The sequence below is a fragment of the Kitasatospora sp. NPDC093102 genome (assembly GCF_040683915.1).
Classification (GTDB): Bacteria; Actinomycetota; Actinomycetes; order Streptomycetales; family Streptomycetaceae; genus Kitasatospora.
Genome location: NZ_JBFBFA010000003.1, coordinates 112,538 through 136,710, shown reverse-complemented (window position 1 = coordinate 136,710; position 24,173 = coordinate 112,538). Strand labels below are relative to the sequence as shown.

The 24,173-nt window shown below is 73.8% G+C and carries 25 protein-coding genes; 10 read left to right on the top strand and 15 right to left on the bottom strand.

Annotation, left to right across the window (positions count from 1 at the left end; all coding sequences use genetic code 11):
- Nucleotides 1-46 precede the first annotated feature (46 nt).
- Entirely contained in the window at nucleotides 47-679 is a 633-nt protein-coding gene (locus AB0O11_RS06305) for an O-methyltransferase (RefSeq protein ID WP_363382960.1), read from the top strand.
- A gap of 112 nt (nucleotides 680-791) precedes the next feature.
- On the opposite strand, the gene AB0O11_RS06300 is transcribed toward AB0O11_RS06305, so the two are convergent.
- Nucleotides 792-959: a DUF3117 domain-containing protein gene (locus AB0O11_RS06300; protein ID WP_014137929.1), complete on the bottom strand. Its 168-nt coding sequence runs from the start codon at nucleotides 957-959 to the stop codon at nucleotides 792-794.
- Between the two features lie 297 nt (nucleotides 960-1,256).
- Between AB0O11_RS06300 and AB0O11_RS06295 the strand changes: the two genes are divergently transcribed.
- Nucleotides 1,257-2,057 carry an enoyl-CoA hydratase-related protein gene (locus AB0O11_RS06295; protein ID WP_363382355.1) on the top strand — a complete coding sequence of 267 codons (801 nt, stop codon included), beginning with the start codon at nucleotides 1,257-1,259 and terminating at the stop codon, nucleotides 2,055-2,057.
- A 41-nt stretch (nucleotides 2,058-2,098) separates the two neighbouring features.
- Here the strand turns inward: AB0O11_RS06295 and AB0O11_RS06290 are convergent, their stop codons facing one another.
- Together AB0O11_RS06290 and AB0O11_RS06285 are read right to left on the bottom strand one after the other, a co-directional pair.
- Nucleotides 2,099-2,692 carry a DNA-3-methyladenine glycosylase I gene (locus AB0O11_RS06290; RefSeq protein WP_363382353.1) on the bottom strand — a complete coding sequence of 198 codons (594 nt, stop codon included), beginning with the start codon at nucleotides 2,690-2,692 and terminating at the stop codon, nucleotides 2,099-2,101.
- Nucleotides 2,689-3,129 (bottom strand): DivIVA domain-containing protein, encoded by a 441-nt coding sequence (locus AB0O11_RS06285; protein ID WP_363382350.1) that lies wholly within the window; start codon nucleotides 3,127-3,129, stop codon nucleotides 2,689-2,691. The genes AB0O11_RS06290 and AB0O11_RS06285 overlap by 4 nt, the downstream gene beginning before the upstream one ends.
- 181 nt (nucleotides 3,130-3,310) lie before the next feature.
- Between AB0O11_RS06285 and folP the strand changes: the two genes are divergently transcribed.
- On the top strand, nucleotides 3,311-4,123 hold the full coding sequence (gene folP / locus AB0O11_RS06280) for a dihydropteroate synthase (protein ID WP_363382957.1): 813 nt from the start codon (nucleotides 3,311-3,313) through the stop codon (nucleotides 4,121-4,123).
- 131 nt (nucleotides 4,124-4,254) lie between these two features.
- Here the strand turns inward: folP and AB0O11_RS06275 are convergent, their stop codons facing one another.
- The gene (locus AB0O11_RS06275; protein WP_363382347.1) at nucleotides 4,255-5,064 is read right to left on the bottom strand and encodes a TIGR00730 family Rossman fold protein; all 810 of its coding nucleotides are present in this window, start codon (nucleotides 5,062-5,064) and stop codon (nucleotides 4,255-4,257) included.
- A gap of 111 nt (nucleotides 5,065-5,175) precedes the next feature.
- Entirely contained in the window at nucleotides 5,176-6,252 is a 1,077-nt protein-coding gene (gene dapE, locus AB0O11_RS06270) for a succinyl-diaminopimelate desuccinylase (RefSeq protein ID WP_363382344.1), read from the bottom strand.
- Nucleotides 6,253-6,386: 134 nt separating this feature from the next.
- Here dapE and AB0O11_RS06265 point away from each other — a divergent pair, with 134 nt between their 5' ends.
- On the top strand, nucleotides 6,387-7,445 hold the full coding sequence (locus AB0O11_RS06265) for a hypothetical protein (protein WP_363382341.1): 1,059 nt from the start codon (nucleotides 6,387-6,389) through the stop codon (nucleotides 7,443-7,445).
- A gap of 305 nt (nucleotides 7,446-7,750) precedes the next feature.
- A complete protein-coding gene (locus AB0O11_RS06260) occupies nucleotides 7,751-8,557 on the top strand; it encodes a hypothetical protein (protein ID WP_363382340.1) in 807 nt (268 codons plus the stop codon).
- Nucleotides 8,558-8,639: 82 nt separating this feature from the next.
- On the opposite strand, the gene dapC is transcribed toward AB0O11_RS06260, so the two are convergent.
- Nucleotides 8,640-9,788, bottom strand: a complete 1,149-nt coding sequence (gene dapC, locus AB0O11_RS06255) for a succinyldiaminopimelate transaminase (protein WP_363382337.1) — start codon at nucleotides 9,786-9,788, stop codon at nucleotides 8,640-8,642.
- A 21-nt stretch (nucleotides 9,789-9,809) separates the two neighbouring features.
- Nucleotides 9,810-10,136: a ferredoxin gene (gene fdxA / locus AB0O11_RS06250; protein ID WP_030061559.1), complete on the bottom strand. Its 327-nt coding sequence runs from the start codon at nucleotides 10,134-10,136 to the stop codon at nucleotides 9,810-9,812.
- A gap of 199 nt (nucleotides 10,137-10,335) precedes the next feature.
- On the opposite strand from fdxA, the gene AB0O11_RS06245 reads away from it, so the two are divergent.
- Entirely contained in the window at nucleotides 10,336-11,280 is a 945-nt protein-coding gene (locus AB0O11_RS06245; protein ID WP_363382334.1) for a GNAT family N-acetyltransferase, read from the top strand.
- An 85-nt stretch (nucleotides 11,281-11,365) separates the two neighbouring features.
- A complete protein-coding gene (locus tag AB0O11_RS06240) occupies nucleotides 11,366-12,238 on the top strand; it encodes a transglutaminase-like domain-containing protein (RefSeq protein WP_363382331.1) in 873 nt (290 codons plus the stop codon).
- 9 nt (nucleotides 12,239-12,247) lie between these two features.
- Here the strand turns inward: AB0O11_RS06240 and AB0O11_RS06235 are convergent, their stop codons facing one another.
- On the bottom strand, nucleotides 12,248-12,877 hold the full coding sequence (locus tag AB0O11_RS06235) for a response regulator transcription factor (protein ID WP_363382328.1): 630 nt from the start codon (nucleotides 12,875-12,877) through the stop codon (nucleotides 12,248-12,250).
- A 76-nt stretch (nucleotides 12,878-12,953) separates the two neighbouring features.
- Between AB0O11_RS06235 and AB0O11_RS06230 the strand changes: the two genes are divergently transcribed.
- Nucleotides 12,954-13,898, top strand: coding sequence for a MerR family transcriptional regulator (locus AB0O11_RS06230; RefSeq protein ID WP_363382327.1), 945 nt, complete (start codon nucleotides 12,954-12,956; stop codon nucleotides 13,896-13,898).
- 144 nt (nucleotides 13,899-14,042) lie between these two features.
- On the opposite strand, the gene AB0O11_RS06225 is transcribed toward AB0O11_RS06230, so the two are convergent.
- Genes AB0O11_RS06225 through murJ form a run of 3 tightly spaced genes read right to left on the bottom strand, consistent with a single transcriptional unit; the run spans nucleotide 14,043 to nucleotide 16,344 of the window.
- Nucleotides 14,043-14,393 carry a hypothetical protein gene (locus AB0O11_RS06225; RefSeq protein ID WP_363382324.1) on the bottom strand — a complete coding sequence of 117 codons (351 nt, stop codon included), beginning with the start codon at nucleotides 14,391-14,393 and terminating at the stop codon, nucleotides 14,043-14,045.
- 14 nt (nucleotides 14,394-14,407) lie between these two features.
- Nucleotides 14,408-14,728 (bottom strand): hypothetical protein, encoded by a 321-nt coding sequence (locus tag AB0O11_RS06220; RefSeq protein ID WP_363382322.1) that lies wholly within the window; start codon nucleotides 14,726-14,728, stop codon nucleotides 14,408-14,410.
- A complete protein-coding gene (murJ, locus tag AB0O11_RS06215; protein WP_363382319.1) occupies nucleotides 14,725-16,344 on the bottom strand; it encodes a murein biosynthesis integral membrane protein MurJ in 1,620 nt (539 codons plus the stop codon). Before murJ ends, AB0O11_RS06220 begins: the two co-directional genes overlap by 4 nt.
- A gap of 143 nt (nucleotides 16,345-16,487) precedes the next feature.
- Between murJ and AB0O11_RS06210 the strand changes: the two genes are divergently transcribed.
- Both AB0O11_RS06210 and AB0O11_RS06205 read left to right on the top strand, forming a co-directional pair.
- The gene (locus tag AB0O11_RS06210) at nucleotides 16,488-17,153 is read left to right on the top strand and encodes a response regulator transcription factor (protein ID WP_363382316.1); all 666 of its coding nucleotides are present in this window, start codon (nucleotides 16,488-16,490) and stop codon (nucleotides 17,151-17,153) included.
- 3 nt (nucleotides 17,154-17,156) lie between these two features.
- Entirely contained in the window at nucleotides 17,157-18,575 is a 1,419-nt protein-coding gene (locus tag AB0O11_RS06205) for an ATP-binding protein (RefSeq protein ID WP_363382313.1), read from the top strand.
- 14 nt (nucleotides 18,576-18,589) lie between these two features.
- Here the strand turns inward: AB0O11_RS06205 and AB0O11_RS06200 are convergent, their stop codons facing one another.
- The 4 genes from AB0O11_RS06200 to AB0O11_RS06185 form a co-directional block, all read right to left on the bottom strand.
- The gene (locus AB0O11_RS06200) at nucleotides 18,590-19,840 is read right to left on the bottom strand and encodes a histidine kinase (RefSeq protein WP_363382310.1); all 1,251 of its coding nucleotides are present in this window, start codon (nucleotides 19,838-19,840) and stop codon (nucleotides 18,590-18,592) included.
- 8 nt (nucleotides 19,841-19,848) lie between these two features.
- Nucleotides 19,849-20,571 carry an ABC transporter permease gene (locus AB0O11_RS06195; RefSeq protein WP_363382307.1) on the bottom strand — a complete coding sequence of 241 codons (723 nt, stop codon included), beginning with the start codon at nucleotides 20,569-20,571 and terminating at the stop codon, nucleotides 19,849-19,851.
- On the bottom strand, nucleotides 20,568-21,521 hold the full coding sequence (locus AB0O11_RS06190; RefSeq protein ID WP_363382306.1) for an ABC transporter ATP-binding protein: 954 nt from the start codon (nucleotides 21,519-21,521) through the stop codon (nucleotides 20,568-20,570). The genes AB0O11_RS06195 and AB0O11_RS06190 overlap by 4 nt, the downstream gene beginning before the upstream one ends.
- Before the next feature lie 212 nt (nucleotides 21,522-21,733).
- Nucleotides 21,734-23,887 carry an alpha/beta fold hydrolase gene (locus AB0O11_RS06185; protein WP_363382303.1) on the bottom strand — a complete coding sequence of 718 codons (2,154 nt, stop codon included), beginning with the start codon at nucleotides 23,885-23,887 and terminating at the stop codon, nucleotides 21,734-21,736.
- Nucleotides 23,888-24,173 lie beyond the last annotated feature (286 nt).

Here is a 24,173-nt window from a genome sequence, read left to right as displayed (position 1 = left end):
ATCCCTCGGCACCGGGCCGCCGCCCGGGGCTCCGAAAGAGGCAGCCATCAGCGAGTTCGGGCCCGCGCGTGCGGCCCTCGCCGACACCTACGTGGGCGAGGACGCGGTGCTGACCTACGCCCGGGCACAGTCCGCGCGCACCGGGATACGGGCGATCGGGCCGAGCGGCGGGGCCTGCCTGCGGCTGCTGGCGGCCGCGCTGGGCGCCAAGGCGGTGGCCGAGATCGGCACCGGCACCGGGGTGTCCGGGGTCTACCTGCTGCGCGGGATGCGGCCGGACGGCGTGCTCACCACGGTGGACTCGGAGCCGGTGCGCCAGCAGCTGGCCCGCGAGGCGTACCAGGCGGCCGGGTTCGCGGCCAACCGCTCCCGGTTCATACCGGGCCGGGCACTGGACGTGCTGCCCCGGCTCGCCGACGGCCAGTACGACCTGGTGTTCTGCGACGGCGACCCGGCCGAGTCCTGCGAGTACCTGCTGGAGGCGCTGCGACTGCTGAGGCCGGGCGGGATGGTCTGCTTCGAGGGGGTCTTCCAGGAGGGCCGGCTGGCCGAGCCGGAGCTCCAGGACCCGCAGACCGGCGCGGTCCGGGACCTGGTCCGGGACGTGCGGGAGAGCGAGGCCCTGCTGCCGGCGCTGCTGCCGGTGTCGGACGGGCTGCTCTGCGCCGTCAAGCGCTGAGCCCGGCGCCCCCGGGGGCGCCGGGCCCGGAAAACGTGCGGACCCGGGCCGACATGACGTCGTACCCGGGCCCGGCAGCACATCTCCAGGAGATGGCGAGCACCTGCTGCGGTCAGCCGCAGGCCTTCTTCAGGGCCTCGCCGAGGGCGTCGGCCTCGTCAGGCGTGAGCTCCACCACGAGGCGTCCGCCGCCTTCGAGCGGAACGCGCATGATGATGCCCCGCCCCTCTTTGGTGACTTCGAGCGGGCCGTCACCCGTCCGCGGCTTCATGGCCGCCATGCTCGTTCCCCTTCCTGCAACCGCTCAGCTACGCACCGGCAGTCCGTCCACCGCCGGTATCGAACGCATTGATCGGAAGCCATTATCCCGCATGCCACGGGCTGATGACCAACATCACTCTCGGTGCAACCACGGCCGGACCGTCCCCAACCGCCGCAAACCACGTCATAAGCCCCGGCGTGGCGACGGCGTGGACACCACCGGAAGGTGCGATACCTCACACTCCCCAGGCCCCCGCGTGCTCCGGCATCCTGACACACACGACCGACACCGCCACGACCCCGGGAGCCCTCACCCATGTCCGATTCCGTGCTGTACGAGCTGGACGGCGGCCTCGCCGTCATCACCATCAACCGCCCGGAGGCGATGAACGCGCTCGACGTCGCCACCAAGATCGCACTGCGCGACACCATGGCCGCCGCGGCCGCGGACCCGGCGGTGCGGGCCGTACTGCTCACCGGGGCGGGCGAGCGGGCGTTCTGCGTCGGGCAGGACCTGAACGAGCACCTGGCCCTGCTGAAGCGGGCCGAGGAGACCGGCGAGGGCGCGCTGCGGACCGTCGCCGAGCACTACAACCCGCTGGTGCGGGCGCTGGCCGGGATGCGCAAGCCGACCGTCGCCGCCGTCGGCGGGGTGGCGGCCGGCGCCGGCGCCTCGCTCGCCTTCGCCTGCGACTTCCGCATCCTGTCCGACCGGGCCGGCTTCAACACCGCCTTCGCCGGGATCGGGCTGACCGCGGACTCGGGCGCCTCCTGGACGCTGCCCCGGCTGGTCGGGCACGCCAGGGCCACCGAGCTGCTGATGCTGCCCCGGACCGTCAAGGCCGCCGAGGCGATGGAGCTGGGCCTGGCCACCAAGGTGGTGCCGGCCGAGGAACTCGCCGCCACCGCAAGGGTCTTCGCCCGCGAGCTGGCCGAGGGCCCGACCGTCGCCTACGGCGCCATCAAGGAGTCGCTGGCATACGGCGCCTCCCACTCGCTGGACGAACTCCTCGACAAGGAGGACGAGTTGCAGACGCTGGCCGGCGAGAGCGAGGACCACCGGATCGCGGTGCGCGCCTTCATCGCCAAGGAGAAGCCGAAGTACCTGGGCCGCTAGGGCAGTCGGCGGGCCCGGGTCGGCCGGCCGGGGCCCGGTGGTCAGCCCTTGGCGCCGGTGCGGACGTGACAGTCCGCCAGGTGGTCGTCGACCAGCCCGCAGGCCTGCATCAGGGCGTAGGCGGTGGTCGGGCCGACGAAGCGGAAGCCCGCCTTCTTCAGCGCCTTCGCCAGCGCCGTCGACTCCGGCGTGACGGCCGGCACCTCGCTCATCGCGCGGGGGGCCGGTCGGCCCGGATCGGCGGCGAACTGCCAGATCAGCGCGTCCAGGCCGCCCTCCAGGCCGCGGGCGACCCGCGCGTTGGCGATCGCCGCCTCGATCTTGGCCCGGTTGCGGATGATGCCGGTGTCGGCGAGCAGGCGCTCCTTGTCCGCCTCGCCGAACTCGGCGACCTTGGCGATCTCGAAGCCCGCGAACGCGGCCCGGAAGCCCTCGCGGCGGCGCAGGATGGTCAGCCAGGACAGGCCGGACTGGAAGGCCTCCAGGCAGACCCGCTCGAACAGTGCGTCGTCGCCGTGCACCGGGCGGCCCCACTCGGTGTCGTGGTAGACCCGGTAGTCGTCGGTGGAGTCGCCCCAGCCGCAGCGGCGCAGGCCGTCCGCGCCGAGAACCGCACCCTCGGCCGCCTCCGTCACTTCTCCGCCGCCGGCTTCGCATCCTCGGGGGCCTGCTCCGCGGCCGGCTGCTCGGCGAGCGCCACGGCCGGCTCGACCACCCGGGCGAACTGCTCCAGGCCGGGCAGCGGTTCGGCCCCCGGGTCCGGTGCGGTGGTCGCCTCGACCGCGCCGCGCAGGTGGGCTGCGGCCTCCAGCTCGGCGATCCGCACGTCGCGGTAGGCGAGTTCGGCGCCGAGGCGGTCCAGGACGTCGTCCACCTCGTCCATCCGGTAGCCGCGCAGCGCCATCGGCAGGCGCAGCTCGTCCACGTCCGCCTTGCCCAGCGGGCGGTCCTGCGGCAGCCGCGCGGAAATGCGGTCCGGTGCCGCCTCCGGCATCGAGCCGCCCCCGCCGAGCGCCACCAGGGCGGCACCGCCGACCACCACGGCCATGGCGACCACGATCACCCAGAACACGAGCTGTCCTCCCGAACTCCCGGCCGGTCCGCTATGTGGTGGCAGGTAACCACACTGATCATGACAGCATGGTCCCTTAGTGAGGCCGGGGGCCATCATCGCACCCGCAGGAGCTGTGGAGGAGACATCGGTGGCACTGCGCCTGGGACCGCGGGAATTCGGTGACGACGAGCTGGTGATCATGGCGATCGTCAACCGGACGCCGGACTCGTTCTTCGACAGGGGTGCGACCTTCGCCGACGAGGCCGCCTTCGCCGCCGCGGACCGGGCGATGGCCGAGGGCGCGGCCGTCCTGGACATCGGCGGGGTGAAGGCCGGGCCGGGCGACGAGGTCACGGTCGAGGAGGAGCTGCGGCGCACCGTCCCCTTCGTGGCCGAGCTGCGCAAGCGCCACCCCGAGGCGGTGATCAGCGTGGACACCTGGCGGCACGAGGTCGGCGAGGCGGTCTGCGAGGCGGGCGCGGACCTGCTGAACGACGCCTGGGGCGGGGTGGACCCGAGGCTCGCCGAGGTGGCCGCCCGTTACGACGCCGGGCTGGTCTGCACCCACGCGGGCGGCGCCGAGCCCCGCACCCGGCCGCACCGGATCGGGTACGAGGACGTGATGGCGGACATCCTGCGCGTGACCGTGGGGCTGGCCGAGCGCGCGGTGGAGCTGGGCGTGCGGCGGGATGCGGTGATCATCGACCCTGGGCACGACTTCGGCAAGAACACCCGGCACTCGCTGGAGGCCACCCGGCGGCTGCCGGAGATGACCGCGACCGGCTTCCCCGTCCTGGTCTCGCTCTCCAACAAGGACTTCGTCGGCGAGACCCTGGACAAGCCGGTGGACGAGCGGCTGCTCGGCACCCTGGCCACCACCGCGGTCTCGGCCTGGCTGGGCGCGCAGGTCTACCGGGTGCACCAGGTCGCGGAGACCCGCCAGGTGCTGGACATGGTCGCCTCGATCCGGGGCACCCGCCCCCCGGCGGTCGCCCGCCGGGGGCTGGCCTAGGGTCCCTTGATCGCGCTCGGCTCGGCTCCGGAGCGCTCGGGACCCGGTGCCGACGCTCGTCGCTCCGGCGCTCGTGCCTCGCTTGTCGCTCCTCTCTTTGGCGCTCGGCTCGCTCGCGCGGCTCGCTCCCGCTAGATCTCGTTGCCGGGCCGGCGGGCGTCGGCGAGGATCTTCATGACCTCGTCGATCTCGTCGGTGATGTGGAACAGCTCCAGGTCGTGCGGGGCCGCCTTGCCCTGCTCGACCAGGGTGTTCTTCAGCCACTCGTACAGGCCGCCCCAGTAGGCGCTGCCGTAGAGGATCACCGGGAAGCGGGTGACCTTCTTCGTCTGGACCAGGGTGAGCGCCTCGAACAGCTCGTCCAGCGTGCCGAGGCCGCCGGGCAGGACCACGAAGCCCTGCGCGTACTTCACGAACATCGTCTTGCGGACGAAGAAGTAGCGGAAGTTCAGCCCGAGGTCGACGAACTCGTTGAGGCCCTGCTCGAAGGGCAGCTCGATGCCGAGCCCGACGCTGAGGCCGCCGGCCTCGGAGGCGCCGCGGTTGGCGGCCTCCATCGCGCCCGGGCCGCCGCCGGTGATCACCGCGTAGCCGGCCTCGGCGAGGGCCCGGCCGATGGCGACGCCCGCCTCGTACTCGGGCGAGTCGACCGTGGTCCGGGCGGAGCCGAAGACACTGATCGCGGGCGGGAGTTCGGCGAGGGCGCCGAAGCCCTCGACGAACTCGGAGGTGATCCGCAGCACCCGCCACGGGTCGGTGTGCAGCCAGTCGGTGGGGCCGGTGGTGTCCAGCAGGCGCTGGTCCGTGGTGCTCGTGCCGACCTGGTCCCGGCGCACCAGCACCGGGCCCTTCTGCTTCTCGGGCCAGGCCTTCTTCTTCCGCGGCACCCCGACCTGCTCGGGGCCGTGACCGTAGCGCTTCTCGTCTCCTGTGCCTGTCATGACGAAACCCTACGCCCGCCTTCCCCCGTTTTCAGGCAACGGGGGAAGGTCGGTTGAGCATCCGGAAGGTGTCGTTCGGCTGCTGATCGGACGAGCGGTGCCGCGCGCGGTTCAGCTGGTCAGCCAGCCGCGCAGCCGCTCCTCGGCCTCGGCGATGGCACTCAGCGAGCAGTGCTCCTCCCGCTTGTGCGCCAGGTTCGGGTCACCGGGGCCGTAGTTGACCGCCGGAACGCCGAGTGCGCTGAACCGGGCGACGTCGGTCCAGCCGAACTTGGCCCGGGCCTGGCCGCCGGTGGCCGCCACGAAGGCCTGGGCGGCCGGCTGGGAGAGTCCGGGCAGGGCACCCGCCGCGAAGTCGGTGACGGTCAGCTCGAAGCCGTCGAAGACCTCGCGCACGTGCTTCTCCGCGTCCGCCTCGCTGCGGTCCGGCGCGTAGCGGAAGTTGACCGTCACGACGCACTCGTCCGGGATCACGTTGCCGGCCACGCCGCCGTCGATCCGGACCGCGTTCAGGCCCTCGCGGTACTCCAGACCGTCGATCTCCACCCGGCGCGGCTCGTAGTTCGCGAGCCGGGTGAGCACCTCGGCGGCGTGGTGGATGGCGTTGTCGCCGAGCCAGCTGCGGGCCGCGTGGGCGCGCACGCCGGTGAGCCGCACCTGCGCCCGCAGGGTGCCCTGGCAGCCGCCCTCGACCATGCCGCCGCTGGGCTCCATCAGCACCGCGAAGTCGCCGGCCAGCCATTCCGGGTGGTCCTCGGCGAGGTGGCCCAGGCCGTTGCGGTGGGCCTCCACCTCCTCGCAGTCGTAGAAGACGAAGGTGAGGTCGCGGTTGGGCTCGGTCAGCGTGGCGGCGAGGCGCAGCTGGACGGCCACGCCGGACTTCATGTCCGAGGTGCCGCAGCCGTAGAGCAGGTCGCCCTCGACGTACGAGGGGAGGTTGTCGGCGATCGGCACGGTGTCCAGGTGGCCGGCCAGGACGACGCGCTCGGCCCGGCCCAGGTTCGTCCGGGCGACCACGTTGTTGCCGTGGCGGTCCACGGTGAGGTGCGGGTAGCCGCGCAGCGCGGCCTCCACGGCGTCGGCGAGCGCCTGCTCGTCGCCGCTCACCGAGGGGAAGTCGACGAGCCGTGCGGTCAGCGCGCCGCCGTCGAGAGTGAGGTCCAGGTGCGTCGGATTCGGGCTGCTCATGGGCGCCAGCCTAGTCCGCCCGGTGCGGCCGTTCCGTGACACGGATCGGACTCGGTTCGGCAACCGGGGGGCGCCGTACATCCGTCCGAGTGGGTACGGTGTCGGATCAAGGAGCAGGCGCGAGAGGGGCGACGGTGGCCAGGAGAAGGAGCAGCGAGGAGCTGGGCGACGAAGAGGAGCCCACTCGCCGCCGCGGGCCGCTGCGCGCCCTGCTGATGGTGATCGTCGGGCTGCTCGGCCTGGCCCTGGTCGCCGGTCTGGCCGTGGTCGGGATCTGGTGGTTCGGTTTCAAGCCGGGCGCGTCCGAGGAGTGCACGGTGAAGACCGCGGCCGGCAGCGGCACGCTGGAGCTGCCGCAGGCCGCCAACGCTGCGACGATCGCCGCGGTGGCGCGCTCGCGCGCGCTGCCGGACCGGGCCACCGCGATCTCGCTGGCGACCGCCATGCAGGAGTCCAAGCTGCGCAACCTCGCGGGCGGCGACCGGGATTCGATCGGCCTCTTCCAGCAGCGGCCGTCGATGGGCTGGGGCACCCCGGCGCAGATCTCGGACCCGGTGTACGCGACCAACAAGTTCCTGGACGGCCTGGTCAAGGTCCCCGGCTACACCCGGATGCCGCTGACCGACGCCGCGCAGACGGTGCAGAAGAGCGGCTACCCGCAGGCCTACGCCAAGCACGAGACCAAGGCGACCCTGCTCACCTCGGCGCTGGCCGGCCGGGAGCCCGCCTCGTTCTCCTGCGTGGTGCACGACTACGCCAAGCCGGACCCGGCGGACTCCGCCTCCGCCACCCCGGGTGCCACCGCGACCCCGGCCGCGGCGCCGGACCGGGCCCAGGTGCTGTCCGACCGGGTGCGCCGGGAGTTCGGCCGCACGGTGACCCCGGCGACCGGCTACACCTCGACCATCAAGGGCGCCGAGAACGCCGTCTCGCTGACCCCGGACCCGGCCACCGCCGCGCTGACCTCCTCCTCGGACGCGGGGGCGGACGGCGGGGTGGGCGCCGAGCGGGCCGGCGGCTGGGAGGTCGCCCACTGGGCGGTCGCCCAGGCCCAGCAGCTGGGCATCGCGACGGTCGCCTACGACGGGAAGATCTGGCGCAAGTCCAAGTCCGAGGACGGCTGGCAGACCCAGACCTCGGGCACCTCGACGAAGCTCGTCCAGGTCACGCTGGCCCCGGCCGACAAGAGCTGACGCACAGGCGTTCGGGTTGCCGCCGGACGGGTGATTCCGGTCAACCCCGGTGGACCGACCGCCCGTTCCGGCGAACCGGGGTGGAGAACCGTCACTCCCCTTGGCCGGGGCCGGTTCGGCGACGTCCGACCGGGCCTGGCGGGCCGCCCCGCTGCGGTCGTACGATCCGATGGTCGGTCAGGAAGATTCCTTGCGTCGGCCGAAACCTTCTGGCTTCTCAAGCGGTAACAACGTCGTCCGCCCGGTCGTCCACGCCCGGTCCCTTGGGGCGGACGGGACGGACCCAGACCCCTTCGAGGAGCCCCATGTCTCACCCCCTCACGCGCCGGATCGCCCAGGCCGCGCTCGTCGTGGCCGCCGGAGCGACCCCGCTGGTCGCGGCCGGCTCCGCGTCCGCCCTGGGCGGGGACGCCCTGCTGCCCAAGAGCGACCTCGCGGCACCGCTGGGCCAGCTGACCAACTCCGACGCCGGTTCCACCCTCCAGCACACCACCCACCAGCTCGGCCAGGCCGCCGGCTCCACCGGCGCGGCCACCGTCGCCGCGGGCGTACCGGCCTCCGCCGACGCCGCCGGCAACATCGTCGCCCAGCAGCTGCCCGAGGCGAACGAGAAGGCCGGCTCGCTGACCGCCCCGGTCGACCAGACCGCCGCGACCGCCGGCCAGCTCTCCTCGGTCACCCCGAAGGTCGCCTCGGCACTGGCCGGCAAGCTCGGCGAGGCCGTCACCGGCAAGGCCGCGGGCACCCGCAGCGCCATCGCCGGCACCGGCCCGCTCGGCGGGCTCACCGAGGCCGGCTCGGTCACCCAGGCCCTGCCGGGCGCCGAAACGGTCACCGGCGCCGTCCCCGGCGGCACCGCCGTCGCCGACGCGCTGCCGGTCGGCGCGGTGCAGCGGGCGCTGCCGCTCGGCTCGGTCGAGCGCGCGCTGCCGGCCGACCTGCCCGCCACCGACGTGCTCGGCCTGGCCGAGCACGGGTCGGCCAACCGCCTCGGCGGTGCCGACCTCGGCTCGAACAACCCGCTGTCCGGCCTCACCGGCGCGCTCGGCCCGCTCGGCGGCCTGCTGGGCGGTCTCAACGGCGGCCACCTCGGCGGCGGCCTCCCGCTGTAACCCCCCGTTTCCGGGGAGCGTGCCGAAGGGAGCCGGTGTCCGTGACACCGGCCCCCTTCGCCGTACGGTCTCCCGCGTGCGGTCAGCGCGCCGCGCCCAGCCGCTCCACGGCCGCGGCGACCCGCTCGTCGGTCGCCGTGAACGCGACCCGCACGAAGCGGTCGCCGGCCGGCCCGTAGAAGTCGCCGGGCGCCACCAGGATGCCCAGCTCGGCCAGTTCGGCCACGGTCTCCCAGCACGGGCGGTCCTGGGTCGCCCACAGGTAGAGGCTCGCCTCGGAGTGCTCGATCCGGAAGCCGTACGCCTCCAGCGCCGCCCGCAGCGCCGAGCGCCGGGCCGCGTACCGCTCGCGCTGCTCGGCCACGTGCGCGTCGTCCGCGAGCGCGGCGACCGTCGCCGCCTGCACCGGCGCCGGCACGATCATGCCGCCGTGCTTGCGCACCTCCAGCAGCTCCTTGACCACCACCGGGTCGCCCGCCACGAAGGAGGCGCGGTAGCCGGCCAGGTTGGAGCGCTTGGAGAGCGAGTGGACGGCCAGCAGGCCCTCGTGGCCGTCGCCGCAGACGTCCGGGTGCAGGACGGAGACCGGGTCGGCCTCCCAGCCCAGCTCCAGGTAGCACTCGTCGCTGACCAGCAGGGCCCGGTGCTCCCGGGCCCACTCGACGGCGCGGCGCAGCTCGTCCGCGCCCAGCACCCGGCCGGTCGGGTTGGACGGCGAGTTCACCCAGAGCAGCCGCACCCGGGAGCCGTCCAGCTCGTCCACCGAGTCGTACTCCACCGGCTCGGCGCCGCACAGCCGGGCGCCCACCTCGTAGGTCGGGTAGGCCAGGCGCGGGTAGGCGACCTGGTCGCCGGGGCCGAGGCCGAGCTGGGTCGGCAGCCAGGCCACCAGCTCCTTGGAGCCGACGGTCGGCAGCACGGCCTGCGGGCCGATCTCCGCGCCGAGCCGGCGGTGCAGCCAGCCGGCGATCGCCTCGCGCAGCTCCAGCGGGCCCCAGACGGTCGGGTAGCCGGGCGTGTCGGTGTGCGCGGCCAGCGACTTCTGGATCACCTCGGGAACCGGGTCCACCGGGGTGCCGACGGAGAAGTCGCAGAGCCCGCCGGGGTGGGCCAGGGCGGTCGCCTTGTACGGCTCCAGCTTGTCCCAGGGGAAGACCGGAAGCTTGTCCGAAACGCGGCGCGCCGCCCCCGGGTGGCCCGGGAACGGCGCGCGCGTGCTGTTGGTGCTCACAGCTGATTTGCCACCAAATCGTCAGTGGTCGGCGTTCTGCGGCGGCAGAGCGGCGATGAACGGGTGGTCACGCTCGATCAGGCCGAGCTTGGAGGCGCCACCGGGCGAACCCAGGTCGTCGAAGAACTCGACGTTCGCCTTGTAGTAGTCCTTCCACTCCTCCGGAGTGTCGTCCTCGTAGAAGATCGCCTCGACCGGGCAGACCGGCTCGCACGCGCCACAGTCGACACACTCATCCGGGTGGATGTAGAGCGATCGCTCGCCCTCGTAGATGCAGTCAACCGGGCACTCTTCGATGCACGCCTTGTCCTTCACGTCGACACAAGGCTGCGCGATGACGTAGGTCACGCTGTCGTTCCTCCTCGGAAGGGCCTGGCGGCCCGTTCTGTTCTGCTGCCGTGCGCGGTGAGCGCGGCGTCGTCGATGCCCGCCCCTAGTATCGCGGGTCGGAGACCGCAATTGCACAGGAGGTGGCCAGATGGCGACGGACAACCCGGTCGACGGCCGTCCGGAGGTCCGGATAGATCGCTCTGACGTGGGACGACGCGTGTCCGTCCGCCGCCTCGCGGAGTTCGTGGACGACCGGCCGGTGTTCCGGGATTCGATCGGCGTGCTCACATCGTGGGACGATCATGGACTGACGATCGTCCCGCGCTCCGGCGAGCCGGTGTTCCTGCCGGAGAAACTGCTGGTCGCGGGCAAGGTCGTGCCGCCGTTTCCGGCCCGGCGTGCCCCCTTGCCGGTCACCTCGCCGGTCGAACTGCAGCGGATCGCCGGGCGCGGCTGGCCGGCCGTCGAGCAGGAGCCGCTCGGCGAGTGGACGCTGCGCGCCGCGTCCGGGTTCACCCGGCGGGCCAACTCCGTCCAGGCCCTCGGCGACCCGGGACTGCCGCTGCCCCGGGCCCTGGAAGCCGTCCGCGCCTGGTACGCGGCGCGCGGGCTGCCCGCGTACGTCGAGGTGGTCTCCCCCGGCTCGCCGCAGACGCTGGTCGCCGAACTCGACCGGCTCGGGGCCGGGTACGCGCCCACCCTGGTCCGCACCGCCCCGCTGGCCGGGCTCGCCCGGACCGGCGCCGGGCACGAGAGGGTCCGGCTGGCGCGGACCGCGGACGCCCGGTGGCTGTCGGTGTACCGGCGGGTGAGCGGCGACCCGGCGGTCGAGGAGGCCGCCCGGCAGGTGCTGCACGGCGGGCCCTCGGTCTGGTTCGCCACCGTGCCGGGCGCCCCCGGGCAGCCGCCGCTGGCGATCGGACGCTGTGTCATCGAGGGGGCCTGGGCCTGCTTCGGCGCGATCGAGGTCCAGCCGTACGCCCGGCGGGCCGGGCTGGCGACGACGGTCATGGCGGTGCTCGCCTCGCGCGCGGCCGAGGAGGGCGCGAGCGGCGGGTACCTCCAGGTCGAGGCGGAGAACACGGCGGCGATCGCGCTCTATGACGGACTCGGCTTCACGACCAGTCACACTTACCACTACGCCCTTCTTCCCCAGGGGTAGCCGCCAGGCCGTACCGTCCGTCCGATCGCCCGCTTGCCCGTCCACCGCCTTGTCCGTCCGCCGTACGAAAGCCGTCGCCGTCACCGTGACCGAGCAGAGCAGAGACCGCTTCCGGACCGCCGCCCGCGCCGAGCAGCCCGACCCGGTGCTGCTGTGCCTGCTCGCCGCCGCCGAGCACGGCATGGTGCCCGACCCCGGCGACCCCGGTGAGCCGCCGGACGTGGACGCGCTGCTCGCCGCCTGCGAGGCCGCGCTGGAGCGGCACGCGGCGGCGGTCCGGCTGGCGGTCGCCGAGCGGGCGCCCACCGGGCCGGAGGAGACCGCCGCGCTGCTCGCCGCGGTGCTCGGCGGGCGGGAGCGCTTCCACGGGCGGCAGTCGGACTACCGGCGGCTGGAGTCCTCGCTGCTGCCCGAGGTGCTGCGGCGGCGGCGCGGGCTGCCGATCATGCTCTCCCTGGTGTGGATGGCGGTCGGACAGCGGGCCGGACTGACCGTCCAGGGCATCGCGCTGCCCGGCCACTTCATCGTCGCGGTCGGCGGCCCGGCGGGCGGCGAGGACTACGTCCTGGCCGACCCGTTCCACGGCGGGCGGCTGCTCGACCCGGAGGACGCCGAGCGGCTGGTCGCCGCCGCCGGGCAGGAGTTCACCCCCGCCCTGCTCACCCCTGCCCAGCCGCTGGAGATCGTGCTGCGGGTGCTCGGCAACATCCGGGCCTGGGCCGCCGACCGCCCCGAGCACGCCCGCACCCAGCTCTGGGCCACCGAACTCGCCCTGCTGCTGCCCCGCCACCCCGCCCAGCTGCGCCTGGAACGGGCCGAACTCCTCGTCCGCACCGGGGACTTCCTCGGCGGCTCGGCGGAGATGGACGCCTACGCGCAGATCCTGGACGCCTTCGACCCGGACACCGCCGCCAAGGTCCGGCAGGAGGCCCGGGCGGCCCGGCACCGGCTCAACTGATCCCGTTCCCTACAGCCAGCCCTTCTCGCGGGCGATCCGGACCGCCTCGGTGCGGTTGCGGGCGTCGGTCTTCTGGATCGCCATGGACAGGTAGTTGCGCACCGTCCCCTCGGACAGGTGCAGCCGCCTGGCGATGTCCGCGTTCACCGCGCCGCCGGCGGCCGCGCCCAGCACGTCCCGCTCGCGCGCGGTCAGCGGGTTGGCGCCCTCGGCCAGCGCGGCGGCGGCCAGCGCCGGGTCGATCACCCGCTCGCCGCGCAGCACCCGGCGGATCGCCTCCGCCAGTTCGGCGGCCGGCGCGTCCTTCACCAGGAAGGCGTGCGCACCCGACTCCATCGCCCGGCGCAGGTAGCCGGGCCGGCCGAAGGTCGTCGCGATGACCACCTTCGTCCGGGGCGCCCGGCCGCGCAGCTCGGCAGCCGCCTCGATGCCCGTCATCCCCGGCATCTCGATGTCCAGCACGGCCACCTGCACGTCGTTCGCGAGTACCGCCGCCACCACCTCGTCCCCGCGGCCGACCTGCGCGACGACGTCGATGTCCCCCTCCAGCCCGAGCAGCGCGGCCAGCGCCTCCCGGACCATCCCCTGATCCTCCGCGAGCAGCACGCGGATCGGGGCCCCGTTGTCAGTGTCGTTCATGGCCACGACCTTAGGGCCCGTCCCCTGAGGACACGGGCTTGCGTCTCCGGTAAGGGGAGAGTCCAGAGTGAGGTCCATGGACGGCAGCGACACGCTCTACTCGATCGGCGACCTGGCCCGCCGCACCGGACTCACCGTCAAGGCCATCCGGTTCTACGCCGACACCGGCCTCGTGCCGCCCACCGACCGCACCGCCGCCGGCTACCGGCGCTACGACGTCCACGCGCTCGCCCGGCTGGACCTCGTCCGCACCCTGCGCGAGCTCGGGCTCGACCTGCCCGCGATCCGCCGGGTGCTGGAGCGGGAGACCCCGCTGCACGAGGTCGCCGCCGCGCACGCCGAGGCGCTGGAGGTGCAGATCCGCACGCTCCGGCTGCGCCGGGCGGTGCTGCTCGCCGTCGCCCAACGCGGCTCCACACCCGAGGAGATGAAACTCATGCACAAGCTCGCCGAGCTCTCCGACGCCGAACGCCGGCGCCTGGTCCACGACTTCGTCGACGAGGCCTTCGGCGGCCTGGACGCCAACCCGGAGTTCGTCGCCATGATGCGCTCCGCCATGCCCGAACTGCCCGACGAACCGCGGGCCGAGCAGGTCGAGGCCTGGGTGGAACTGGGCGAACTCGTCCAGGACCCGGACTTCCGCGCGGCGGTGCGGAGGATGGCCGAACACCAGGCCGCCGAGCGGGCCGACGGGGACCGCACCGGCCTGCACCACGCGCTCACCGGGACCGTACGGTCGCTGGTCGGCACGGCACTGACGGACGGCGTCGCCCCCGGCTCCCCCGACGCCGCCCCCGTCGTCGCCTCCCTCACCGCCGCCTACGCCGAGACCTTCGGCCGCCCCGACGACGCCGCGTTGCGGCACTGGCTCCTCACCCGCCTGGAGGCCGCCGACGACCCGCGCGCCGAGCGCTACTGGCAGCTGCTGGCGATCATCAACGGCTGGCCCGTCCCGGAGAGCCTGGCCGAGGTGTTCCGGTGGTTCACCGAGGCCCTGCGGGCCAGACTGCCGGAATGCTGACCCTGGAACCGCTGTGCCCCTGTCGCCGCAACCTCGCCACCCCCGGCTGAACGCCCGTCCCGTCCGCGCCCTGGGGCACCGCCGCCCCGGAGAACGGCGGGAGTGCGCAGGCCCGGTGGAGCGGGGAGCCGACGGACGTACGGCTCAGAGCCAGCGCCGGGCGGCTTCGACGCTGTCGGCGATGCTGGTGTTGAAGGCGAGGGCGGCCCGGGGTGCGTGGCGGCGGACGAGGTTGACCACGAGCTCGAAGAAGGGCAGCGCCGGTTCGGGCTTGCGGATGCCGCCGCCGATGACGACGACGTCCCAGTCCCGGCCGCCGAGGGCCGCCACGATGGCGGGTTCGGCGGTGTCGTCGGGCGCGACCAGGGTCGCGGTGGCGTCGATGCCGTGGTCGGCGAAGCGGGCGAGTTCGGCGTCGAGGACGGCCGTCATGGCGTCGCCGTCCATACCGGGGACGGCGTGCGGGTCGAAGCCGAGAACGAGAACAGCAGGCATGTCCGGAACGACGCTCACTCCGGCTGCCCGGGTTCCCCCCGGAGGAAGCGGGCCGCGTCGACGAGGGTGAGTTTGGGGTCGGTCCAGGAGCAGACCTCCAGCCAGGAGAGCCGTCCGTCCTCGGCGAAGAGGATGACCTCGCCGTCGGAGCCGATCGCCGCCTCGGCCACCACCTCCGAGCGGGCACCGTCCTCGACGCCGGCGAACAGGGCCGTGCTGCAGCCGCACCGGCAGCGGGACTCGACGCGCAGGTGCGGGACCTGGGCGCGTAGCGGGTGGCCCTCGGGGAGGAGGACGTCGAGGACACGGGCGACATCGGTGGGGAGGAGAGTCATGAGCGTCTGCGCAATCGTGTGGTGAGGGCGGACAGTTCTTCGATGCGGAGGAGGTGGGCGAGGAGGAGGTAGCCGGCCGCGAGGACCGCGACGGCCGGCACGAGGCCGTACCGGGTCGTCCACCAGGCGGCGGCAGCGGCCGGGAGGGCGGCCGACAGCAGCTTCGCGTGGGCCCCCAGGACCCGTAGCGGCCCGAGCCGTCGGCGCAGCAGCAGGGAGGCGGCCACACAGGTGAGGAGAAACGATCCTCCGTAGCAGCCCGCCATCCCGGTGACGGCCCAGCGCAGCGGCAGCAGCCGGTGGCAGAGCACCGCCCCCAGAGCGGTCGAGGCGACCGGCAGCAGGTTGAGCAGGAAGGGCGTACGGCTGTCACCGAGCGCGTAGAAGGCACGGGTCAGCGCGTAGCCGGCGGAGTACAGCACCAGGCCGGGCGCGAAGGCGGTCAGCATTCCGGCGATGGCCCGCACGTCGGCGGGATCGGTGCGGCCGTGGCCGAAGGCGAGCGCGCACAGCTGCGGCGCGAGGACCGCGAACGCGCAGGCCGCCGGGACGGTGACCACCCCGATGGTGCGGACGGTACGGGCGAGCAGCGCGCGGACGGTCCCCGGGGAGTCGCAGGCCGCGCTGAGCGCGGGAACGACCGCCGTCACCACCGACACCGTGACCACGCCGTGCGGCACGATCCACAGCAGGTACGCGCTGCTGTACGCGGTGTACCCGACACCCGGCAGCCCGGCCGCGGCGGCCTGCGCGCCGACCGAGGTCGACAGCCTGGTCACCACCCAGTAGCCCACCTGGTCGCTGAGCACCAGCAGCAGCGTCCACCCGGCGGCCCGCAGCGGCTCGCCGAGCCCCGCCTGCCGCCAGTCCCAGCGCGGCCGCAGCCGCACTCCGGCCGCCCGCAGGCAGGGCAGCAGCACCAGGCTCTGCGCCACCACCCCGGCCGTCGTCCCGGCGCCGAGGACGGTCAGGTCGGCGGTGTCGAAGGAACCTCGGCCGAGGTAGGCGCCGAACACCCCGATCACCACCAGGTTGTTGAGCACCGGCGCCCACGCCATCGGCGCGAACCGCCGACGGGCGTTGAGGAGTTGGCCGAGCACGGTGAACAGCCCGTAGAAGAACACCTGCGGCAGGCACAGGTACGCCAGCAGCACGGTCCGGTCCAACTGCCCGCCGTCGTACGAGGTGTACGCCCGCACGACGTACGGCGCGCCCGGCACCACCACCGCCGTCAGCACCAGCAGGGCGACCACCAGCACCGTCACCAGCCGGTCGACGTGCGCCGCCCCGCCGTCCGCCGACTCCTTCGCGGCGCGCACCAGATGGGGCACCAGCGCGGTGTTCAGCGCGCCGCCGATCAGCAGCACGAACAGGATGTTGGGCACCGTGTTGGCCACGTTGTACCCGTCCGCGAGCAGCCCCGAGCCGAGGACCGCCACCAGCAGTGCCGACCGGACGAAGCCGGTGGCCCGGGACACCACCGTCCCGGCCGCCATCACCAGGCTGGGCGGCAGCGCACGGCGCGGCCTGCGGTGCCGGGCGGCAGCGCGGGCGGATCTTCTCGCGCCGCCGGCCGGCTCCCTGGCCCCGACGGCCCTCTCCTGGAGGACGGCCATTCCCAACCCCCTCTCGATCCGGGCACCGGCCCGAACGGGCCGGTGGAACCGGCGAGAGCATGCACCCGCGTCCCTGAAGCGAGGCTGAGAAAGCTGAAGACGGCTTAAGGAACGGATCCGGCGCCGGTGGCATCCTGATCCGCATGGAGATTCTGGTGGTGGAGGACGACGCACAGGTCGCGGCGGCCGTACGGCGCGGCCTGGAGGCCGAGGGGTACACCGTCGACCTCGCCCCGGACGGCCTCACCGGCCTGCGGCTGGCCCAGCGGCACGCCTACCGGGCGATCGTGCTCGACATCATGCTGCCCGGCCTGAACGGCTACAAGGTGTGCGAGGCGCTGCGCGCCGACGGCGTCACCACCCCGATCCTGATGCTGACCGCCAAGGACGGCGAGTACGACGAGGCCGAGGGCCTGGACACCGGCGCCGACGACTACCTCACCAAGCCGTTCTCCTACCTGGTCTTCCTGGCCCGGCTGCGCGCCCTGATCCGCCGCAGCCAGACCCCTGGCCCGCTGCTGCGAGTCGGCGACCTGTGGCTGGACCCGACGGGCCGCCGCTGCGGCCGGGGCAGCGCCGAGATCACCCTCACCGAGCGGGAGTTCGCCGTCCTGCGCTGCCTGGCCGAGCATCCCGGCGAGGTGCTGTCCAAGCGCCGGATCGTCGACGAGGTGTGGGACATCGCCTTCGACGGCGAGGAGTCCATCGTCGAGGTGTACGTCAGCATGCTGCGCCGCAAGGTGGACGCCCCGTTCGACGTCCGCTCGATCACCACCGTGCGCGGTGCCGGCTACCGGCTGGAGGCCTGACCGGTGCTCGGCAGGCTCTCCACCCGCCTGCGCACCTCGCTGGCGGCCGGCCTGGCGGCGCTGCTGCTGCTCGGCATCGGCGCCTGGTGGCTGCGCGGCCACATGTACGACGCCCAGCTGGCCGCCGCCGAGGCGGACGCCCAGGCCCAGGCCCGCGTGATCAGCAGCGGCTACAAGCACGGCCAGCAGCTGGCGGACAACGGGCAGCTGCCGTACCTGGTGCTGGACCGCGACGGCCGGGTACTGGCCATGGGCGGCCCGCTGACCACCCAGCACCTGGCCGGGGATCCGCCCGCGGCCGTACCGAACCTGGCGCCGGACGACTGGCAGTCGGTCCAGCGGGTGACCATCGGACCGGCCGGGGTGGCCGCCGCCAACCGCTACTCGGGGCGCAGCTTCACCGCGATGGGCAGCTGGAGCCCGCTGCTGCGGCAGAACGACGAGAGCGGACAGCCGGTCAAGCCCATGGTCGGCCCGTTCACCGTGTACGTGCTGGCCACCCCGTTCGCCGCTGAGGCCTCGCTGCGCACCATCGACCCGGTGCTGCGGCTGGGCGTGCCGGTCGCCGCGCTGCTGGTCGCGCTGACGGCCTGGCTGGCGACCAGCCGGGCGCTGCGCCCGGTGGAGGCGATACGGGCCGAGCTGGCCGAGATCGGCGAGTACCGGCTGGACCGCCGCGTTCCGGTGCCGCGCTCCGGCGACGAGCTCACCCGGATGGCCCGCACCACCAATGCCACGCTGGACCGGCTGGAGCGCTCGGCCGTGCAGCAGCAGCGCTTCGTCGCGGACGCCTCGCACGAGCTGCGCAGCCCGATCGCCGCGCTGCGCACCAACCTGGAGGTCTCGCTGGCCCACCCGGAGCGCACCGACTGGCCGGCCGCCACCCGGGAGGCGCTCACCTCGGTCGAGCGGCTCCAGCAGCTCACCGAGGACCTGCTGTTCCTGGCCCGGGGCTCGCACCCGGGGGCGGCCGGCCAGTTCACCGCCGTCGACCTGTCCGCCGTGCTGCGCGAGCTCGCCGACCAGTACCGGCCGGTCCTCGGCGCCCGGATCGCCCTGCGGGTGGACGCGCCCGAGGCGGTGCTGGTGCGCGGCAGCCGCATCCGGCTGCACCGGCTGGTGCGTAACCTGCTGGACAACGCCCAGCGGCACGCGGCCGCCGAGGTGGTGCTGTCCGCGCGGCAGACCGCGCACGGCTGCGTCCTGGAGGTCCGGGACGACGGCCCGGGCGTGCCGCCGGAGGACCGCGAGCGGATCTTCGAGCCGTTCACCCGGCTCGACGAGGCGCGCAGCCGGGACGCCGGCGGCAGCGGCCTGGGCCTGGCCATCGCGGCGGACATCGCCACCCGGCACGGCGGCACCCTGCGGGTCGCCCACGCCCCGCGCGGCGCCCGCTTCGTGCTGGAACTGCCGTCGGCCTGAAGGTCTTCGAGGGCCTAGAGGGACTTCGCCACGGGCGCGGCCACCGTCCGCAGCGGGACCGAGGCCCGCAGCCGGAAGCCCTTGCCGTGCTGCCCCGGCCCCGTCTCCAGCCGTCCGCCGACCAGGGCCAGCCGCTCCTCCAGCCCGGACAGGCCGTTGCCCGGCTGGGACTTGCCCGGCCCGCGCCCGTTGTCGGTGATCTCCAGGACGGCGTAGCGCTCGCCGCTCGCCTCCCAGCTCTCGTCCGCCGTCACCGTGCAGACGGTGGCGTCCTCGCCGTGCCGGACCACGTTGGTGACGGCCTCGCGCAGCGCCCAGGCCAGCGCGCCCGACTCCTCGTCGTCCAGCGACGGCCAGGCGTCCACCAGCTCCGGCGCGGCCTCCAGCCGGACCTGCGCGGCGGCCAGCGCGGTACGGGCGGCGGCCAGTTCGACCGGCAGGGTCGGGCGGCGGAAGCCGGTCACCGCCTCCCGCACGTCGATCAGCGACTGCCGGGCGACCTGCTCGATGTCGGCAACCTGCGCCCGCGCCGCCTCGTCCTTGCCGGCGTCCATGAACCGTCCGGCCAGCTCGCTCTTCAGGGTGATCAGCGACAGCGAGTGCCCGAGCAGGTCGTGCAGGTCGCGGGCCAGCCTCAGCCGCTCCTCGGAGGCGGCCAGGTGCGCGACCGCGGCCCGGGCCTCGCGCAGCTCCTTCATGGTGGCGACCAGCCGTTGCAGGCCGGTCATCGCGACGCCGGAGAGGAAGGCGCTGAGCGCGAAGGTGGAGATGTCGTCGTTGCCAGCGTGGATCAGCAGGCCGGTCACGACCGTGAGCACGGCCATCCCGACCAGCGCCCGCAGCGCGTACTTCAGCGGCGTGATCACCGCGAGGCACACCGAGGCGTAGATGAACATGGTCAGGAAGGCGCCGCCGAGCACGAAGGAGGAGGTCACGGCGAGCGCGATCATCGTCGCGACGGTCACCTGGCAGGCCCGCGGCCTCATCCCCGCCTGCGAGCGGAAGATCACCAGCAGGACGTACGAGACCACGAAGACCGCCAGGCAGACCCAGCCGAGCACCTGGTCGGCCAGGCTGTGGCCACCGTTGATCAGGTCGCTCGCCGGGTAGGCCAGGTACGTCATCCACAGCAGCATCCAGGCGACCTTGACCAGCAGCTGCCGCCGGCTCTCCACCGGGGAGCCGGGAACGTTCATGAAGGACGCCCGGACCGCGCCCGCCTCCGGCGGTTCGTCGGGGCGGTGGGCCTGGCGCGCGTCACTCATGTCGGCCATCATGCCTGGCGGGTGTCACGGCGGTACAGCGCCGCGGCAGCGGCGGCGAACACCACGAGGAAGGCGGCCAGTCCGGCGACCGCGACGGTGTCCAGGGAGTGCCCGGGCTGGGTGAAGCCGGCCAGCCTGTTGTACAGGTACACCGGGTTGAACCGGGCGAACGTCTCCAGCGAGCCGCTCACCGGGAACCAGGTGCCGCCGAACAGCGACATCAGCATGTACGTGATCATCACGATGGTCTGCACCGAGTCCGGCGCCGCCGCGTAGCCGAGCGCCACCCCGAGCGCGGCGAAGACGAAGCTGCCCAGCCACAGCGCGGCCGCCAGCCCGATCCACTGCGCCGCGCCGAGCTCGACGCCCTGGCTCGCACCGACCGCGAAGACCACCAGGATCGCCGGCAGCGTGGTCACCGCGCTCGCGCCGATCTTGCCGAAGGTGTACGCCCGTCCCGGCAGCGCGGTCAGCCGCAACTGGCGCACCCAGCCGCTCTTGCGCTCCAGCGAGATCCGCTGCGCGCTGCCGGTGAGGACCGCGCCGACCGCGCCGAAGGTGGCCATCGAGACCATGAAGTAGGTCTTCACCGGCAGGCCGCCGGCCAGCTTGTCGGAGCTGTAGGCGTGGATGAAGAAGAAGTACATCAGCGCCGGGTAGGCGATGGTGAGGAGCAGGTAGCGCCGGTTGCGGAGGGTCCGCAGGATCTCCAGCCTGATCAGAGTGGTCATCGCACGCTCTCCTTCTCGGCGTCGTCCTCGCGGTCCTGCTCCCCGGTGATGGTCAGGAAGGCCTGCTCCAGGCCGACCCCGGTGACTTCCAGCCCGCGCGGGTACAGCCCCGCCCGGTAGATGCCGGCCATGCTCGCGTCGGCGTCCGCGGTGCGCATCCGCACCGTCCGCACCCCCGGGACCCGCGCGGTGACGTCCAGCGCCTGCACGCCGGGCAGCGTGCGCAGCACCCCCTCGTCGACCGGCCGCCCGTCCCCGTCGTGGAGTTCGAAGGCGATCCGGCGGGCCCCGGCCCGCGCCTTGATCTCCGCCGAACTGCCGTCCGCGATCAGCCGGCCCCGGTGCAGCACCAGGACGCGGTCGGCGATCGAGTCGGCCTCCTCCAGGTAGTGGGTGGCGAACAGCACCGTGCGCCCGGCGTCGGCCTGGGCCCGCATGCTCGCCCAGAACGACTGCCGCACGCTGACGTCCATGCCGGTGGTGGGCTCGTCCAGCACGATCAGGTCGCTGTCGCCCGCGATGGCCAGGGCGAAGCGGACCCGCTGCTCCTGGCCGCCGGAGAGCTTGTCGACCCGCCGCTCCGCCAGCTCGGTGATCCCGGCATCGGTCAGCACCCCCGTGACCGACCGACCGCGCGGGTGCACGTCGCAGGCGAGCCGGACCAGCTCGCGCACCTTGACGTCGGACATCAGCCCGCCGCTCTGCAGCATCGCGCCGACCCGGCCGGCCTCGATCGCCGCCCGCGGGGCGCCGCCGAACAGGGTCACGCTGCCCTGGTCGGGCTCGCGCAGGCCGAGCAGCAGGTCCAGGCTGGTGGACTTCCCGGCGCCGTTCGGCCCGAGCAGGGCGACGGTCTCACCCGGCCTCAGCACGAGGTCCAGTCCGTCCACGGCGCGCACCCGCCCGTAGCTCTTGCCCACGCCGCGGAAGGCGGCCACCTCGGTAACCATCGCCCTGTTCCTCTCCCCTGACGGTGTCGTGTCCGGTGCTGTTCGCACCACCTCAGAGTCCCGTGCGGGCGGGTCGTGGCGGCAGTGCCCGCCGTCGTGCCTTCGGCATGACGGATGTCATGCCGAAGGCCGGTACCCGGGTCACGACGGTGATCCGGGTACCGGCCGCGGAAGGGCTGGTCAGGGGGCGGGCGGGAGGGTCCGCGCGGGGCTCACACGCCCAGCGAGCGCTTCACGAAGTCGACCTGGAGCAGCAGCAGGTTCTCCGCGACCTCCTCCTGCGGGGTCATGTGGGTGACGCCGGACAGCGGCAGCACGGTGTGCGGGCGCCCGGCGGCGAGCAGCGCCGAGGACAGCCGCAGGGTGTGCGCGGCCACCACGTTGTCGTCCGCCAGCCCGTGGATGATCATCAGCGGGCGCTCCAGCCCGGCCGCGTACCCGTTCAGCGAGTTGGCGGCGTACACCTCGGGCCGCTCGGCCGGGTCGCCCAGGTAGCGCTCGGTGTAGTGGGTGTCGTAGAGCTCCCAGTCGGTCACCGGCGCCCCGGCCACCGCCGCGTGGAAGACGTCCGGGCGGCGCAGCACCGCGAGTGCGGAGAGGTAGCCGCCGTACGACCAGCCGCGGATGGCGACCCTGTCGAGGTCCAGCGGGAACTCCCCGGCGAGCGCCCGCAGCGCCTCCACCTGGTCGTCCAGGGTGGCCCCGGCGAAGTCGAAGGCGATCGACTTCTCCCAGGCCGGCCCGCGCCCGGGGGTGCCGCGCCCGTCGGCGACGATCACGGCGAAGCCCTGGTCGGCGAACCACTGCGACTGCAGGTGCGGGTTGTGCGCCTGGTAGACGCGCTGGCCGCCGGGGCCGCCGTACGGGTCCATCAGGACGGGCAGCAGGCCGTCCCGCTCGCGGTCGTAGCCGGTGGGAAGGAAGACGGCGGCCGGGATGCGGCGCTCGCCCGCGAAGCGGAAGACCGGCCGGGCGGTGATGACCGGGGTCTCGGCGTACGAGGCGACGGTGGCGACGTCGTCGACCGCCAGGCCCTCGGGCAGGTCCCGGGCGACCTGGACCAGGGTGCCGGGCAGGTCGGGCTCGGCGGTGGCCCGGACGGTGATCCCGCCGCCGTGCACCGCGGTGGTGACGGAGGTGAACGGCCGTCCGTTGGCGGACTCCCAGCCCAGCCGCTCGCCGTCGTGGCTGATCCGGCCGACGCCGATCCAGCCCGGCTCGGGGTCGGTCTCCTCGGCGCCGCCGGCGGCGCTGAAGAACACCTCCTCCTCGGTGACCGCGACGACCGACCGGACGTGCAGGTCGGCCCCGGTCACGGCGCGGTCGCCGATCACCAGCGCCCGGATCCCTCCCTCGTCCGAGATCCGCACCAGCTTGCCGTCCGGGGTCCAGGCCGGCGCGCCCGGGAACAGCTCCAGCCAGACGCCGTCCTTCTCCTCGTGCAGCACCTCGGTGGCGCCGGTGGCCACGTCCAGGCCGAGGATCCGCTGGCCGCGCTGGTCGCGGGTCTGGACCAGGAGCAGCGGCACGCCGCCCTTCGACCAGTGGACCCGGCCCAGGTAGGGGTGGGCCTCGCGGTCCCAGACCACCTCGGTGCGCCCGCCGTGCAGGTCGAACAGCCAGAGCCCGACCTCCGCGTTGGCGCTGCCGGCGGCCGGGTAGGCGACCTCGGCGGGCTCGCGGTCCGGGTTCGCCGGGTCGGCGATCCACCAGCGGCGCACCGGGCTGTCGTCGGCCCGCTCGACCAGCAGTCGGTCACCCTCCGGGGACCACCAGAAGCCGCGGTCGCGGTCCATCTCCTCCTGGGCGATGAACTCGGCCTGCCCCCAGGTGACGTTCGGGCCGTCCGGCGCGACGAGCACCCGGTCGCCGCTGCCGTCGGTGCGGGTCAGCCGCAGCTCGCCGGCGGTGTTGGCGTACGCGACGTGGGCGCCGTCCGGGGACGGTCGCGGGTCCAACAGCGGTCCCTCGGCGGGCAGTTCGACGGTGGTGCCGGTGGTCAGGTCGGCGGTGAACAGCCGGCCGGAGAGGGCGAAGGCGGCCAGGGTGCCGGCCGCGTCCAGGGCGTAGCCGACGATGCCGGCCGAGCCTTCGCGGCTGCGCTCGCGGCGGGCCTTCTCGGCCGGCGAGAGGTCCTCCTCGCCGCCGCCGAGCAGCGCGGCCGGGTCGGCGGCGACCCGCTCCTCGCCGGTGGCGGTGTCGAGGGTCCAGAGCAGGTTGGCCCGGTCGCGGCCCGAGCCCGAACGCAGGAAGACGACCCGCGAGCCGTCCGGCGCGACCGAGAAGGAACGGGGCGCGCCGACGGTGTAGCGCAGGGTCCGCGCGTACTGCCGCGGGAAGGTGTCGGCAGAGGTGTGGGAGGTCATGGCACCAGACCTTATGACGCCGGACCACCGCCCCCGGATGCGCGTTGATCACTCGTTCGGAGCATCCTCCCCAAGTACGCCCCAAAGAGGTCCAAACCGCCTCCGACCGGCCTATGCGCCCCCCGGACGCCACGATGCCCCGGCGCCCGCGGACTCACCGAGTGTAATGACCCCCTTACCCATCGGGTATGACTTGTCCGGCGAGTGATCGTCGGACCCCGTCCCGGACCACGGCCACCCGCAGCCCCCAGTCCCGCACTGTCCCTCGCCGCCCTCCCCGGGGGCG